Here is a 15,139-nt window from a genome sequence, read left to right as displayed (position 1 = left end):
GGCTATCCCTGCTCGGAAGACGAGGACTTTTTCTTGCTCTTCATTTCGACCTTGCGGGCCTTTTCCGCTTCACGCTCGGCCTTGCGCTCGGCTCGACGAGCAGCCTTCTGCTCGCGCTGGATTTCGCGCTCGGTTTTCGCGGAGTTGAAGGACATCTGCGTAAGGGCGCTCTGAGCTGCCTGGCTTTCGCTTTCCTTCTTCGTGCGGCCAACGCCACGGGCCAGGGCCTGCAAGCCTGCATACACCTGCGTTACGAAGGTGCGGTCGTGCGGAGGGCCTTGCGTTTCGATGAGCTTATACGTAGGCGTAATGCCATCTTCCTGGAGCTTTTCCTGTAGAACGCTCTTCGGGTTTTCGGGCTCGCGAGCCATGTCGATGCTCATATAGCCAAGAAGCGTTTTGGAAATGAACTCGCGCGCAGCATCCATGCCACCGTCGAGATACAACGCGGCCACGATGGCCTCGTAGACGTTTTCCAGCGCGGAATGCAGGCCACGACGGCCCGTTCCACGTTCGGAAAGGCCAAAGATGATGAAATCGGCGAAGCCGAGCTCGCTCGCCACATGGGAAAGCGAGGCGCCACTTACGAGCGAAACCTTGATGCGCGTGAGCCCGCCTTCGTCGATTTCAGAAAACTTGTGAAATGCCGCATCGGCCACCACGGCACCCAGAATGCTATCGCCCAGGAATTCCAAGCGCTCGTACGAAAACTTTACGGGCTTGCCCTCCACCGCCGACGGATGCGTGATGGCGGAGAGGAGGTACCGCTCGTTGGTGAAGCGGTACCCAAGAATGTCCTGCGCTAGGTCGAGCTTCTTACGCTGCTCGTCGCGCGGAATACCATTCATAACACAGACCCCCGAGGGCCCGCCCCCTTCCTAGAATGCGTAAAATCGAATACCTATTCAGATTTATCTATTTTACCCGAAACTGCAGGTGAAGAGACGGCTTGCGCGATTAATTCAGAAACCTGCAGGCGGACCGTCTTCGCGGCGGCGTGAATGCCGTTCTTGATGGCGATTTCATTGGAAGAGCCATGCCCCACCATGCAAGCGCCCTTGACGCCCAAAACGGGAGCCGCGCCCATACGATCGGAGGAAACCTTATCCTTCAGCTCGCGCAGACCACCCTTTACGAGCATAGCGCCCAGCATGGTAAGGGGGCTCTTCGTGAACGCGCCCTTGATGGCACCGAAAAGCGCCTTCGAGGTGCCCTCGATGGTCTTCAGGCACACATTGCCCGTGAATCCGTCGGTAACGTACACGTCGAACGTAGCGGCAAGCACGTCGTTGCCTTCGGCATTCCCCGCGAAATTGGGAACCTGCTCCTTCAGCAGGGCGTGGCACGTCTGGGCGAACTGGCTGCCCTTGGCCTCTTCGGAACCGATGTTCAGAAGCGCGACGCGGGGGTTTTCGCGACCAAGCACCTTCTCGGCGTAAATGGATGCCATCTGCGCAAATTGCACCAGGTATTCCGGCTTGCAATCGGCATTGGCGCCTACGTCGCACATGACGACGTCGCTCGTAGGCGTGGGGAGAACCGTGCAGAGGGCAGGACGCGCTACGCCCTTGATGCGACCAATGACGAGCGTACCCGCCGTAAGGACGGCACCCGTAGAGCCAGCAGAAAAGAAGCCCTGGGCCTTCCCTTCCTTCACCATACGACAGCCAACCACGAGCGAAGAGTCCTTCTTCTTGCGAACCGCCTGGGCAGGATGCTCGCCCATGGCGATTTCCTCGGTGGTCACTACGGCTTCGCAGCGTTCATGGGAAGCGCAGAACGGAACCACGACCTCCTCGGGTCCGCAGAGCAGAACGGACAGCGAGGCATCTTCGGAGAGAGCGGCTTCGACTCCGGGCAGAACTACGGAAGCACCCGCGTCCCCACCCAAGGCGTCTACGGCGATGGTTACAGGTTGGCTCATGCGTACATCCCTTTCATGCAGAGGTAGCGAAAGTAAAAATCCCCTGACCTACTATGCGATCAGGGGACCCGTTAACAAACTATGGCAGCTAGAACTAAGCCGTCTCGATGACCTCGCGGTCGCGATAGAAACCGCAGTTCGGGCACACGCGATGCGGGAGCTTCACTTCGCCGCACTTCGGGCACAGAGAACGAGCGGGAGCTGCGATCTTGTCGTTAGCGGAACGGCGGGAATGCGTGCGAGCACGGCCCGTTTTGCGTTTAGGTACTGCCATTATTATCTCCTTCTTACAGCTGAGACGCTCCCTAGCGTCTGCAACATATAACACGAATACGCGAATGGGTATGTTAACACCCGCGCCATAGTGACGCAAGGCATGTTCACCGAGACTGCACACTAGCGCATCGCCTCACATGCGCTTCCACATGGAAAGCGCACGCACGCTACTCGTCGAACGTAAGGTTCTTCAGCGCGGCAAACGGATTTGCGGCTTCGGCTTCCGCCAAGCGTTCGGCCTCGCGCTTCGAAGCGCAACCGCAATCGCCTTCGTTCAAGTTGGCGCCGCAGTCGGGGCAAATGCCCTTGCAATCGTCGCGACACAGCGGAACGAGCGGAGTGTCGACCAGCAACGCGGCCTTCATGAGCGGCACCAGATCGATGGTGTTGGAGTCGTCGAGTCGCTCGAACTCGTCTTCGTCCATATCTTCGGGCGTCTCCGCTTCCCCGATGAGGAAGTAGCCCTCGATATCGCCCTGAAAATCGACCTCGATAGGATCGAGACAACGAGCGCACGCCGTGGTGGCCAACCCGGTGACCGTACCGCTTACCAGCAGCGCATCGCCCGTATTGGACACGATGACGTTCCAGGCAAGGGGTTCGGCAAATGCGTAGACATCGGGGCCAGCAACCAATTCGGGCAGCTCGAATACGCCCGAATAGGAAGAGCTCTCCGCAGGGGCGAAGAGCTCGGATGGGATTTCGATAGTTGTGGAATCCATTCCCAAATGAGCCTATCGACCACTGCCAAACGAGTTGGAATTCAGACGCTCGCGGCAACGGCGCACATTGGAGAGCAGCGTGTCGAGGCTCTGCTCCACGTGGCCAAATACCTCGTCGGCGTAGTCTTCGGCACCCGCGCGGGTCTCGCGCTCGAGCTCACGGGCCTCAGCCATGATGGTGTCGGCCTGCTGCTGGGAAATGCGCACGATTTCCTGTTCGCCGGCAATGGTGAGCGCCTGGCTGCGGGCATCCTCGATCATGCGGGTGGCCTCAGCCTCGGCGTCGTCGAGCAAGCTCTGACGCTCGCGCACGATCTGGCGAGACTGAGCGAATTCGCTCGGGAACGCGTCGCGAATGTCATCGATGATTTCGAAGGCGGCAGCAACGTCTACCTGGCGCAGGTTGCCCTTGCCAAAGACGGGCTTCGCATCTTCCAGGAGGATAGAAAGCTCCTCGATAAGCCCCAAAACCCCTGTTTCGTCCATAGTTATTCCTTCCGTATGCTGCGTCTAAGCTGCGGTGAATATGTCAAAACAATCCATTGCATTCTATCATGCACTTACACGTGGGGCAAAATGCACATTCAGGCTCCACGTGCGATTATACGACATAGAGCCTGTTCGCGCATTCCACCCCGTTGAAAACGCCCTAGACGCAGGCCGTCAATGGCGCTCGATGGACTCTCCCCGCCACAATGCCAAGCTGGCAAACAAGGGGATTGATACGTCGCTATACGCTATTCGCCCTGCTCATTGAGGGGCAAATCGTACTTTTCGCAAAGCGCGCGATAGACCGGATCGGAAACGAACTCGCGGAACGGCCCACCCAAGCTGGCAATTTCTCGCACGATGGAAGACGAGAGGTACATGTACTTCGGGGGCGACATGATGAACACGGTTTCGACTTCGCGGTCAATGTCGTAGTTCATAGCAGTCATCTGGAACTCGTATTCGAAGTCGGTGATAGCCCGCAGGCCCTTCACCAGAACCTTCGCATCCATGCGACGCGCGAACGAAACGAGCAGCTCGCTAAAGGGCTCGACGCGCACATTCGGAATGTCGGCAACCGACTTGCGAGCCAGCTCGACACGCTCCTCGAGCGTGAAGAGCCTGCTGCGACCGCCCTTGTTGGGCGAAGCGGCCACGGCAACGATCACCTCATCGAAGATCTGGGAAGCACGGCGGATGATGTCCAGATGCCCTTCCGTAATGGGGTCGAATGTGCCGGGCACGAGCGCGCGTTTCATGCGAGTTCCTTTCTGAACAGGTCGAGAGCGGTATCACCGTATTTCTTCCGGGTAAGGTGATGCAATTGTAGGGCAACGAATTCCGGCGCATCGGAACAATCGACGGATGCGTCATGTTCATAGCTAATCAGCACATCATCGGCAAGCATGCCCGCCTCATCGAGGCGCTTCAGCACGCCCGCCACCACTTCGACGCCGTATGCATAGGGCGGATCGAAGAACACCAAGTCGAAGGGAGAATCAGGAATCGGAGGCAGACGCTTCTCGATGTCCACACGCGCGATGCGCGTGCGCTGGGGTTCAGCCATGACGGTATTCACGGCAAGGCAGCCAAGCGCTTCGCGATCGCGTTCGCAGAAGCACGCATATTCGGCCCCACGGGAAAGCGCCTCCATACCCAGGGCACCGCTGCCCGCAAAGGCGTCGAGAACATATGCGCCCTCCCATGTGCCACGAGCGGACATAATGGTGCTCATGAGCGATTCACGTACGCGGTCGACGGTGGGTCGCGTCGTGCGACCCTTGGGAGCCCGCAGGGGCCTCCCGCGGAATTCGCCTGCAATAATACGCATTAGTCTTCCTTTCTCTGAGCTTGCTCGGGGAAAGCGCGCGCCACCTCGTAGCGCAGCGCGCGGTGCTCGGGCTGGTTCAAATCAGGGTCCGCATCGAGCAGCGCCCGCGCGTCAGCATGCGCCGCCTCGATGAGAGCGGCATCGCGCACGACGTTTACCAGCTTCAACGTGGATGTGCCGTGCTGCCTATTGCCCAAGATGTCGCCTTCGCGGCGAAGCGAAAGGTCGTATTCGGCAAGTTCGAACCCGTCGGAAATGCGCTCCATAGCGGAAAGGCGCTCGAGAGCAAGCGGAGCCTTGCTGCCGGAAACGAGGAAGACCTCGCCCGCCGCCTGTCCACGGCCAACGCGGCCACGTAGCTGATGAAGCTGGGCCAGGCCAAAGCGATCGGCGTCCTGGATAACCATGACGGTGGCATTCGGAACGTCGACGCCCACTTCGATAACGGTAGTCGCAACGAGCACCTGGGTACGGCCCTCGGCAAAATCGGCCATAGCAGCCTGCTTTTCCGGACCCTTCATGCGGCCATGCAAGACGCCGACCTGATACCCGCAGAAAATCTTCTGTTCGAGGAAGCGAGCTTGCTCGATGGCCGCCCGCGTATCGTCGTTTTGAAAATCGGCCACATCCTCGATGGCAATGGAGGCATACACGTATTGCTCTCCCTCTTGCGAGGAGCGGGAATCAGGCGAATCATTGCGCCGCTCGGACGCCGCGCCATCTTTCTGGCTATGGGACTGCCCCACAAGCGGACACACCACGTAGACCTGCCTACCTGCATCAAGCGCATTACGAGCCGCTTCGTATGCTTCGCCTATCTGCGAATACGAAAGCACCTTCGTAGCGGTGGCGGCATGCTCATGAGGCTTGCTACGCAGATACGACAACGTCATATCGCCATACGTAGCCAGCGCAAGAGAGCGCGGAATGGGCGTTGCCGTGAGCGAAAGGACATCGGCCGCGCGGCCCTTCTCGATAAGTGCGTTACGCTGAGCGACGCCAAAACGCTGTTGCTCGTCGATGACCACAAGCGAACAGCACCTGGGCTGCACTTCGGGCTCGATAAGGGCATGCGTACCAAACAGCACACTAAGCTCGCCCGAGGAAAGACGGTCCAGCAAAGCAGCACGTGCATCGGAATCGGTAGACCCCGTGAGTACACCCCACGAAATGCCCGCGGCATCGAACCAGGCACCAAGCGAGCGGGCGTACTGTCGTGCAAGCACTTCGGTGGGCGCCATCATGAGCGCCTGGGTGCCGGAATCGGCCACCGCAGCCAGGGCGAACGCGGCAACGGCCGTCTTGCCTGTGCCCACGTCGCCCAAAAGCATATGGTGCATGGCCAAAGGCTGAGACATGTGCCCCAGGATATCGCTCACCGCATCCTGCTGCTCCAACGTAAGTTCGAAGGGAATGGCCTGGCGCAACGCCGCACAACAAGGCCCGTTTACAACATGGGCCAGAGCCTGCTCGCGTGCCGCCTGCGCAACATGAGAGCGCATGAGATGCAGTTCGAGCATGAGCACCTCTTCGTAGGCAAGACGCCTACGGGCTGCCGCGCTTTCTTCCATGGTGCGGGGAAAGTGAATGCAACGAAGCGCCGACGCACGCGACATGAGCCTATAGCGCGTACGCAAATCGAGCGGCAGGGGGTCTTCAAGCCCCGTCGACATATCGAGAGCAGCGGAAACAAGCTTGCGCATGGTATTCGCGGGAAGCTTTTCAGATGCAGGATGAACGGGCACGATGGCGCCGGTGACTTCTTGAGCTGGATCTTCGATGACCTCGATGAGAGGATTCTTCATGCGCTTGAAGCCGAAATTGAACTCCACGGTGCCCGAAACGGCAATGCGACTGCCCCGGGAAAGCTTGCTCCCCCACCAAGGCTGCCGAAAGCACGTGACGATGAACGTGCCCGTACCGTCGTTGATGGTTATCTCGGTGAGCACGAGATTCTTCGGGCGCTTGACCTTCACCTCGTACACGGTGCCGACGACGGTGCAGGAATCGGAAATGCGGGCATCTGCGCACGTGGAAACCCGACTCATATCGAGGTACCTGCGAGGGTAATGCGCAAGCAAGTCGCGCGGCGACTCTATGCCCAGAGAACGCAAGGCCCCAGCCCGCACTCCTGAAATGCCCTTGATGACCGTAACCGGGGAATCAAGGGAGAATGCGGCCTGGGACCTGCGAGATGATAGCGATTCGCTATTCAAGGCCAAACACGATGGGATACAGGGGCTGCTCGCCGCGGTGGGCGTCGACCTCAAGATCCTCGTAGGCCTCTTCGATGCGCTCTACGAGCGCGTCGAGCTGTTCATCGGAGAAATCGCAACCGGCCAGAAGAGTGAGCGTATCGGCATCTTCCGCCTCGAGGGATTCAAGAAGGGCAAGCGTTACTTCTTCCGTGGAAGCACCAACCGCTTCGATGGAGCCATCGGCGATGCCGATGGTGTCGCCATTCTTGATGGGGTTACCATGCGCATCCTTGGCATCCTTGATGGCCTGCGTGATTTCGCCCGTGCGAACCTCGCCAATGGCATCAGACATGGCTTCGACGTTCTCTTCCAAGCTGGCCTCTGCGTTGGCAGCGAACATAGCGGAAAACGCCTGCGGAACGCTCTTCGTGGGAACCACGCCACAGGGGATTTCGGAAACGCCAGCACAGCTCTGAGCAGCCATGATGATATTGCTGTTGTTCGGAAGAATGATGACGGCGTCGGCATTCACGCTGTTTACGGCGTCGAGCAGGTCCTTCGTGGAGGGATTCATAGTCTGACCGCCAGAAACGACGCGGTCGACACCCAGGCTCTCGAGGATCTTGGCATTGCCCTCGCCCGCCGCCACAGCAACGAACCCAAGCGCCTTGTGCTCGGCTTCCTGCTCTTCGGCAAGCTTGGCGTTACGATCGGCCGCCTGAAGCTGCATGTTATGAATGAAAACCTCGGAGATCTGGCCACGCTCGAGGAAGTAGGCAAGCACCTTGTCGGGCGTGTTCGAATGCACATGCACCTTGAATTTCGGAACAGAGCCCACGCAGAGCTCGCAATCGCCCATGGTAGAAAGGAAGTCGAGCGCCTCGTCCTTGTCGAGCGTCTCGGAATCTACCAGGAACTCGTTGCAATAGCGGAAGCGGGAACCTTCCCAGTCGTTGATCTGCTCGATTTCAACCTTGGGTTCGGAACCGCGCGAAAAGGCGAGCTCGTCGCCCAGGGGGGCTTCGCGGCCAGTGATGGCGGAAACGAAGCTGTCGAGCAGAATGGCAAGGCCATAGCCGCCAGCATCGACCACGTTATTTTCCGCAAGGACGGGAAGCAGCTCGGGCGTACGCTGAACGGAGGCGTACGATTCGCTAACGATGTACGCGAGCGCTTCGTCGAGCTCCATCTTCTTCTTGTTGGCGCGACGAGCCGCTGCGGCGGTGTCCTTCAGAACGGTGAGAATCGTGCCTTCAACGGGCTTGCGCACGGCCTGGAATGCCGTGGTTACGGCCTGGTCGAACGCCTTGTCGATGGAAGCCACGGAAAACTCGGTAGCGTCGGCCGCACCCTCGCACAGACCGCGAAGGATCTGCGAAGTGATAACGCCCGAATTGCCACGCGCGCCCATGAGCGCACCCGTGGTGATGGCCTTGCGAACATCGGCATTGGAAGAGCCGATGGGAAGCTTGGCCAGGTTGTCTACGACCATCTTCACCGTAAGCGACATGTTCGTTCCGGTGTCGCCATCGGGCACGGGGAACACATTGAGGCGGTTGACCTCGTCTTTGCGCTCGCCCAGCGTGCGTGCAGCTACCGCGATGGCATTCAAGATATCGTTACTCGTATATGTTTCTGACATATCGGTCTAAACTCCTTGTTCGGATTCGCTTGCTTCGTGAACCCGCTTAGATATTGCGCACCTTTACACCCTGTACGTGAACGTCGACGCCGGTGATGGGCACCTGAGCGTAATTGGTGAGCGCAAACTCGACCGCCTCGACGAGGTTCTGGGAAATGACATTGATGTTCGTGCCATATTCGATGATGACGTACAAATCAACATGCACGCCGTTTTCGCTGGTCTGCACGACCACGCCACGACGCAGACGCGACGCGGGGAGAATCTTGGCGATGCCGTCGGACGCGGAAGGCGCGGCCATGCCGACTACGCCGTATACGTTCATTGCGGCATTGCCGACCAGGTCGGACAGCACATCATTGGCGACGTGAAGCTCACCGGAAATAATATCTGGCATTGGGTATCCTTTCACGGTACACGCAAATTCGGTTGATCTACGTCAATTTGTCAGCTTTTCAGTATACCCCATAGGCTAAACTGCTTCAGAAGCCCTGGGAAGTAAAGGCGAGTTCTCCATAAGCAACGAACGCCATATGGCGCGAAAGGGGCACCCTTTACGAAGAAACGATGGATGCGGGCGGCAAGCAACTCATAAAAGTGTTGGCGCTCCCGTATATCCATGTTATAGTACGAGAGCTTTTGGTAATCCACGCTTGCCTGGATATGTTTGGCAAGCATAGAACATAACCGTCTGGAGTGATACGAATGTCTAAGATCTGTGAAGTATGCGGCAAGGCACCTGTTGCTGGTCGTAACATAAGCCACTCGCACCGTGTTACGAACCGCATGTTCCGCCCGAACATCCAGCGCGTCACCATCAAGGACGCAAAGGGTCATGTGCGCAAGGCCAACGTCTGCACGAAGTGCCTGAAGGCCGGCAAGGTGGAACGCGCCTAACATTTCTTGGCATACGTTCTGAATTGAAACCCGCTCGTTCGAGCGGGTTTTTTATTGTCCTACAACGAAGCGGCCTCATGCATTCCCTGCATGAGGCCGCTTGCAGTTGCCGAAACGAGTTCGGGATTACTTGAACATGCTCTTGAAGTCGAGCAGCGACTTGAAATCGTCGACCGTCTCCTTCAATTCCCTGCCCATCTGGATGCCCTCGCGGGCAATGGAGTTCAGATCGTCGGTTGCGCGCTGAACCTTGTCATAGGCAAGCGGGTTATCGTCGTCGGAATCCTCCGAGACGATTTCATAGCCTTCCAATTCGTCTTCGCTGAGGACGACTTCGTTGCCATCCTCGTCGACGTAAACGTATTCCTCCGCCTCGTCTTCCTCGACGATTTCAACGTCATCGAGTTCATCGACGGGAATCTCGTTTCCATCTTCGTCGACGTAGACGTACGTGACGTCCTCTTCGCCAAGCTCTTCGACGTCCTCGGACTCGAGGGGCTCCTCGTCGAAGTCGTCTACCTCGTCGGCGGGAATCTCGTTCCCGTCTTCGTCGACGTAGACGTACTCGTACTCGACATCCTCTTCCTCGGCAAGCTCGGCCAAGGCGGCTTCGACTTCCTCGTCGTCTTCGTCTTCGAACAGTACATCCTCGAGATCGGCCATGGGGTCTCCTAATAACGAGAGCGGTCTTTCAATGCGCGTTCGACATCGCGCTTCGCATCGCGGGCGCGCATGTCCTGACGCTTGTCGTAGAGCTTCTTGCCACGGCAAACGGCCAGTTCGAGCTTGACCATATTGCTCGTGGAGAAATACATCTTCAGGGGAACGAGGGCCATGCCACGTTCGCGCGTTTGCTCGAGCAGCGAACGGATTTCCGTCTTATGCAGCAGGAGCTTACGATTCCGATCGGGGTCGGGATTGGCAATGTTCCCGTGGCTGTACGGGGCAATGTGCAGGTTCATGAGCCACACCTCGCCCTTGCGCACCAACGCGAAGCAATCGTTCAGCTGGCAGTTGTTTTCGCGCAGCGAACAGACTTCGGTGCCCGTGAGGACGATGCCGCATTCGTACGTGCGCAGCACTTCGTATTCATGAAGCGCACGTCGATTCTTGGCAATGAGCTTTTCCTCGCGCTTGGCCATGTTACATACCCGGAACGAACGAAATATCGGAATCGAGGTCGCGGATGAAGCGCGTGAGGAGCTTGATGCAGCCCTCCACATCGGCAAGCGAAATGACCTCGTTGGGCGTATGCATATAGCGCAGCGGCAGAGAAACCAGACCCGTGGCAATACCACCCTGCTGGACCTGCATGGGGCCGGCATCGGTGCCCGTGACGCCCGGTTCAGCTTCGAGCTGATAGGCAATTCCCTCTTCTTCGGCAGCCATGACCAGGCGCTCGAAAACGACGGGGTTGATGTTGGGACCACGTGCGATCACGGGGCCGCCACCGCACTCAACGCCGCCAAACTTGTTCTTGTCGATACCGGGATAATCGGTGGCATGCGTAACATCGAAGCCAATGGCTACGTCGGGATGGACGCTAAATGCGCTCGTGAGACCACCTCGGCAGCCAATTTCCTCCTGCACGGTTGCAGCACACACGTAATCGGCCTTGCTATCCCCTGCCTTGGCAAGCTCTTCCATGACGCGCGTGGCAATGAACACGCCCGCCTGATCGTCGAAGGCACGGGAGACGGCCATACCTTGTCCGAAGTGCTCGCACCCAACGCCATACGTGATGGTATCGCCAATGCGCACGCGCTTCTTCACCTCTTCGGCAGGCATGCCAAGGTCGATGCAGAGCTTGTCAATCGAGGCAACCTTCTTGCGCTCGTCGGCGGGAATGAGGTGAATGGGCATGCGGCCCACCACGCCACGCAAATCGCCGTCCTTCGTGTGGACGTCAACGCGCAGGCCGGGGAGCAGGCCGGCATCCACGCCGCCCACCGCGGAAACGTACAGGAAGCCATCGTCGGAAATGTAATGGACCATCAGGCCGATTTCGTCCATATGCGCGGCGATGAGAACCGAAGGCACCTTCGCATCGTTGTCTTCGGGCTGCGCGGCATGCAGGACGGCATGCACGGAACCCATAACGTTGGTTTCCACCTCGTCGGCAATATCGGCAACGTACTCACGCACCAAACGAGCCACGTTGTATTCCGTACCAGTAACCGAGGGCGTCTCCACCAGGGACTTTAGATATTTGAACTGTTCGTCATTCACGATGAGACCTCTATTCTCCTTGAATTTCGCCCATCATTATACGCGAAGGAAGCACGCCGCATTAAGGCAAGGCGCGTTTGATACAAGGGCTACGAAATGCTACGCCAAGCGCAGGTCGAGCTTACGCGCATGGGCGGGCGCGTCATGCACGATTACACGCAGGGGCTGACCCAGGCGATATGAGCGATTGGTATCCTGCCCCACCAGACGATGGTGCTGAGCATCGAACGTGAAGTAATCGAATCCCAGGAAACGAACGGGCAGAAATCCTTCGCAAGTAGTATCGAACCGTACGTAGAGTCCATACGAAGTAACGCCCGAAACAATGCCATGAAGCGTTTGCCCCACGTAGCGAGCCATGTACTCCACGAGCTTGATTTCCTGCGTCTCCCGAGCGCATGCGTCAGCAATGCGCTCCATCTTCGAGGAATGCTCGGATATCCACGAAAGCGACTCGACCTGGGAAGCAGACAGTACACTCTCGCCATGAATGAGGGCCTTGAGCGCACGGTGCACAACAAGGTCGGGGTAACGTCGAATAGGGCTGGTGAAATGGCAATATGCCTCGCTTGCGAGGCCATAGTGCTCCTCGCAGCGCGGACGATACTCGGCACGCTTCATGCTACGAAGCACCAGCGAGGATACCAGCTCCTCTTCGGGGCGGCCCTTCGCAAGGGCAAGCATGCCCTGCAGCGCATGACGATTGCCTGCGACGACGCGCTCGGGCGCAACCTCTCGGTCGTACCCAAACTCATGGAGAACACCGACCAAATCGGCAAGCGCGTCGGATGAAGGAGCATCATGTACGCGAAAGACCGAGGGCGATTCCGCATCGCGAAGCATTTCCGCAACGCACTCGTTGCAGAGAATCATAGCCTCCTCGATGCAGCTCGTGGCATCCGTCTTCACGCGAATGCGCACGTCAACGGCAGCCCCTTCCCCATCGAGTACGACCTTTGCCTCGCGAGAGGAGAAATCCATGCCCCCTTTGGCCTGGCGCCTGGCCATGCGCGCATGAGCCATGGCATTCAGGGAACGCAAGGCATCAAACAGCAGTTCCGAAGAACGATCGCTTAGGGGCATCGCGGCATGGGGTTCGTCTTCACGTCGGGCAAGAAGCCTGGCATGTTGCGCATCCTCCGCGTCGATATAGCATTGCGCCTGCTCGTACGAGAGACGCGCCTGGGAAACGATGAGCGATTCATATGCCTCAACGTGTTCGACCTGCCACGATGGCGTCATGCGGATATCGACCGTCATAGCCCTGCGCGTTGCGCCAGGAACAAGCGAGCAAATGTCATTGGATAGATGCTCGGGAACCATCGGTATCACGCGATCCACGGCGTACACGCTGGTCGCACGCCTACGCGCATCAAGGTCGACAGAAGAATCCCACGGCACGTAATGGGCTACGTCAGCAATGTGCACACCCAGCAGGAAGCCGCCTTCTGGCAGCTCCTGCAGCGATAGGGCATCATCGAAGTCGCGCGCATCAACGGGGTCGACCGTAAAGACGAATCGATCGCGAATGTCGCGATAGCCATGAGCAAGAGCATCGGACTCGCATACGCTCGCGCGATTCGCCTGCTCAATCGCCCCTTCGGAAAAGGTAGTCTCGAGTCGGTAGCGTCCAATGACGGCCTCGACATCCATGCCGGGGTCATCGGCGCTCATGCCAAGCACCTCTTCCACAACACCCGTAGCAGCGCTCTTGCGCGAGGGAAATGCGTTGAGTCGCACGCGCACGATAGCCCCATCGGGAATGTCGGGATTATCCGCGCGCATGGTGAACACATCGTAGGGAATGCGACGATCGCTGGGCACGACGACGCCAAACGGATCGGCAACTTCGTAACGCCCAATAAGGGTCTCATGCGCGCGATGCACTACTGCAACAACGCGAGCAGAAGGACGCTCCCCCACTTGGTTATGGCTCTTGCCAGCCTGAGGGCGATCATGATTGACCCGAATGGGGACAAGCTCCACTTCGTCGCCATCGAAGGCGCCGCCTATCTTCGAAGCGGGAACGAAGAACTCGCCTTCGGCCGTTTGCACAAAGCCGAAGCCATCGGGAAGAATCGAAATGACGCCCCGAGGATTGCTCTTGGGGCGACGACGCGTGTTGCGACGAGATCGAGGCATGCGAATTATACAGTCTCGAGCGAACGCGCCGTTTCAAGTGCCAGGTTCAGTTGCTCGTCACCGTCTTCGCTGGCGTTATCGGCTACAACGACGTCAGGAGAAATGCCACTGGAATCGATGGCGTAGCCCTTGGGCGTACTGTAATAGGCGCTGGTGTAGCGAAGGGCCCCACCAAAGGAGAGCTCCACCACCGACTGAACGGAACCCTTGCCCATGGTACGCTCGCCCACGATAACCGCCCTGTCGGTATCTTGCAGGGCACCGGCGATAACCTCGGACGTAGACGCGGTATTACCGTTCACCAGGACAACTAAGGGCAGCGTCGTTGCTACGGAACCGGTTGCGGTGCGCGTAGAAGTAGATGCCTTCGTCTGGATATTCACGATCGTGCCACTACCAACGAACAGCGAAGCGATGTCGACGGCCTGCGTCAGATAACCGCCGGGATTGTCCCGCAAATCGAGCACGAAGCTCTTCGCACCTTCGGCAGCAAGGGAGTTGACGGCGGTTTCCACGAGCGTATCGGCATTCTGCGTGATCTGGGCAAGCTTGATGTAGCCAACGCCGTCGACGAGCTCGGTAGTTACATTGGGCTCGGAATAATCACTGCACGTAAGCGTGACCGTGAATTCGTCGCCGCCTTCGGCGTCGAGCGATGCGGGACGACGGAACGTAAGAACGACCGAACTGCCCCTATCACGGGAAACCTGCTTCACGACCTCGGCAGCCGTCCAACCATCGGTGCCACGATCGCCATCGATAGCGACGACGAAATCCCCCGTCTGCACGCCGGCAGCCTCGGCTTCGGAACCCGAGAAAATATCGACCGCATACGCCTGGCCGTCGCTCTCAGCGAAGAGAATGCCAACACCTGCGTAGGTGGCAGACATCTCCTTTAGGTACGCAGAGTAGTGCGGTTCGTCGTAATAACGCAGATAGGAATCATCGGTAGAATCGGCAAGCGCCTTGAGCACGTTTTCCGTAGCCGTATCGAGACTATACGTATCGAGGCTTTCGGAACTAAGGATGCCCTGAATCTCCGCTACGCGCGCGGAAAGCGAATCGTATGTGTTGCCCGATACGGTAAGACCGGGATTCTGGGAGCTATCGGCAGAGGAATCGTCGAGACCCAAGCGGTCGACCACGACATCGTTACCGCGTAGGGCAAAGCCGGCAAGGAAGGCAGCAGCCACGAACAACAGGCTGACCAGCATTTTGATCAGCCTGATGTTGTGCGCATCGCGCTTGCGAATGCTTTTCTTAGCGTTGCGTGTAATCTTGCGCGCCATG

The 15,139-nt window shown here is 58.3% G+C and carries 16 protein-coding genes; 1 reads left to right on the top strand and 15 read right to left on the bottom strand.

The window, feature by feature from the left end; genetic code table 11:
- Positions 1-2: 2 nt before the first annotated feature.
- The 10 genes from rnc to AAY81_RS04175 all read right to left on the bottom strand — a co-directional run bounded on the left by rnc (position 3) and on the right by AAY81_RS04175 (position 8,978).
- A complete protein-coding gene (gene rnc, locus AAY81_RS04220; RefSeq protein ID WP_066661754.1) occupies positions 3-848 on the bottom strand; it encodes a ribonuclease III in 846 nt (281 codons plus the stop codon).
- A 53-nt stretch (positions 849-901) separates the two neighbouring features.
- Complete coding sequence (gene plsX, locus AAY81_RS04215) at positions 902-1,924, bottom strand: phosphate acyltransferase PlsX (RefSeq protein WP_066661752.1); 1,023 nt, start codon at positions 1,922-1,924, stop codon at positions 902-904.
- A gap of 94 nt (positions 1,925-2,018) precedes the next feature.
- Positions 2,019-2,198: a 50S ribosomal protein L32 gene (rpmF, locus tag AAY81_RS04210; protein WP_066661750.1), complete on the bottom strand. Its 180-nt coding sequence runs from the start codon at positions 2,196-2,198 to the stop codon at positions 2,019-2,021.
- A 169-nt stretch (positions 2,199-2,367) separates the two neighbouring features.
- Positions 2,368-2,922 carry a YceD family protein gene (locus AAY81_RS04205; RefSeq protein WP_066661744.1) on the bottom strand — a complete coding sequence of 185 codons (555 nt, stop codon included), beginning with the start codon at positions 2,920-2,922 and terminating at the stop codon, positions 2,368-2,370.
- Positions 2,923-2,934: 12 nt separating this feature from the next.
- Positions 2,935-3,408 (bottom strand): ATP synthase subunit B family protein, encoded by a 474-nt coding sequence (locus tag AAY81_RS04200; RefSeq protein ID WP_066661741.1) that lies wholly within the window; start codon positions 3,406-3,408, stop codon positions 2,935-2,937.
- A gap of 251 nt (positions 3,409-3,659) precedes the next feature.
- Complete coding sequence (coaD, locus tag AAY81_RS04195; protein ID WP_066661738.1) at positions 3,660-4,169, bottom strand: pantetheine-phosphate adenylyltransferase; 510 nt, start codon at positions 4,167-4,169, stop codon at positions 3,660-3,662.
- Positions 4,166-4,741, bottom strand: coding sequence for a 16S rRNA (guanine(966)-N(2))-methyltransferase RsmD (gene rsmD, locus AAY81_RS04190; protein ID WP_066661736.1), 576 nt, complete (start codon positions 4,739-4,741; stop codon positions 4,166-4,168). Before rsmD ends, coaD begins: the two co-directional genes overlap by 4 nt.
- Positions 4,741-6,957, bottom strand: a complete 2,217-nt coding sequence (locus AAY81_RS04185) for an ATP-dependent DNA helicase RecG (protein WP_066664944.1) — start codon at positions 6,955-6,957, stop codon at positions 4,741-4,743. The genes rsmD and AAY81_RS04185 overlap by 1 nt, the downstream gene beginning before the upstream one ends.
- Positions 6,950-8,581 carry a DAK2 domain-containing protein gene (locus AAY81_RS04180; RefSeq protein WP_066661734.1) on the bottom strand — a complete coding sequence of 544 codons (1,632 nt, stop codon included), beginning with the start codon at positions 8,579-8,581 and terminating at the stop codon, positions 6,950-6,952. The genes AAY81_RS04185 and AAY81_RS04180 overlap by 8 nt, the downstream gene beginning before the upstream one ends.
- A gap of 46 nt (positions 8,582-8,627) precedes the next feature.
- A complete protein-coding gene (locus AAY81_RS04175) occupies positions 8,628-8,978 on the bottom strand; it encodes an Asp23/Gls24 family envelope stress response protein (protein ID WP_066661731.1) in 351 nt (116 codons plus the stop codon).
- A gap of 308 nt (positions 8,979-9,286) precedes the next feature.
- Here AAY81_RS04175 and rpmB point away from each other — a divergent pair, with 308 nt between their 5' ends.
- Positions 9,287-9,478 (top strand): 50S ribosomal protein L28, encoded by a 192-nt coding sequence (rpmB, locus tag AAY81_RS04170; protein ID WP_066661728.1) that lies wholly within the window; start codon positions 9,287-9,289, stop codon positions 9,476-9,478.
- 126 nt (positions 9,479-9,604) lie between these two features.
- Here rpmB and AAY81_RS04165 read toward each other — a convergent pair whose 3' ends face one another.
- The 5 genes from AAY81_RS04165 to AAY81_RS04145 all read right to left on the bottom strand — a co-directional run bounded on the left by AAY81_RS04165 (position 9,605) and on the right by AAY81_RS04145 (position 15,138).
- On the bottom strand, positions 9,605-10,141 hold the full coding sequence (locus AAY81_RS04165) for a hypothetical protein (protein ID WP_066661727.1): 537 nt from the start codon (positions 10,139-10,141) through the stop codon (positions 9,605-9,607).
- Between the two features lie 8 nt (positions 10,142-10,149).
- On the bottom strand, positions 10,150-10,620 hold the full coding sequence (gene smpB / locus AAY81_RS04160) for an SsrA-binding protein SmpB (RefSeq protein WP_066661724.1): 471 nt from the start codon (positions 10,618-10,620) through the stop codon (positions 10,150-10,152).
- Position 10,621: 1 nt separating this feature from the next.
- A complete protein-coding gene (locus AAY81_RS04155; RefSeq protein ID WP_066661722.1) occupies positions 10,622-11,707 on the bottom strand; it encodes a M20/M25/M40 family metallo-hydrolase in 1,086 nt (361 codons plus the stop codon).
- Positions 11,708-11,806: 99 nt separating this feature from the next.
- A complete protein-coding gene (locus AAY81_RS04150) occupies positions 11,807-13,849 on the bottom strand; it encodes a ribonuclease R family protein (RefSeq protein ID WP_066661721.1) in 2,043 nt (680 codons plus the stop codon).
- Positions 13,850-13,854: 5 nt separating this feature from the next.
- Positions 13,855-15,138: a S41 family peptidase gene (locus AAY81_RS04145; RefSeq protein ID WP_066661720.1), complete on the bottom strand. Its 1,284-nt coding sequence runs from the start codon at positions 15,136-15,138 to the stop codon at positions 13,855-13,857.
- Position 15,139 lies beyond the last annotated feature (1 nt).

This window comes from Denitrobacterium detoxificans (assembly GCF_001643775.1).
Taxonomy (GTDB): Bacteria; Actinomycetota; Coriobacteriia; order Coriobacteriales; family Eggerthellaceae; genus Denitrobacterium; species Denitrobacterium detoxificans.
This window is presented reverse-complemented; position numbering and strand designations above follow the sequence as displayed.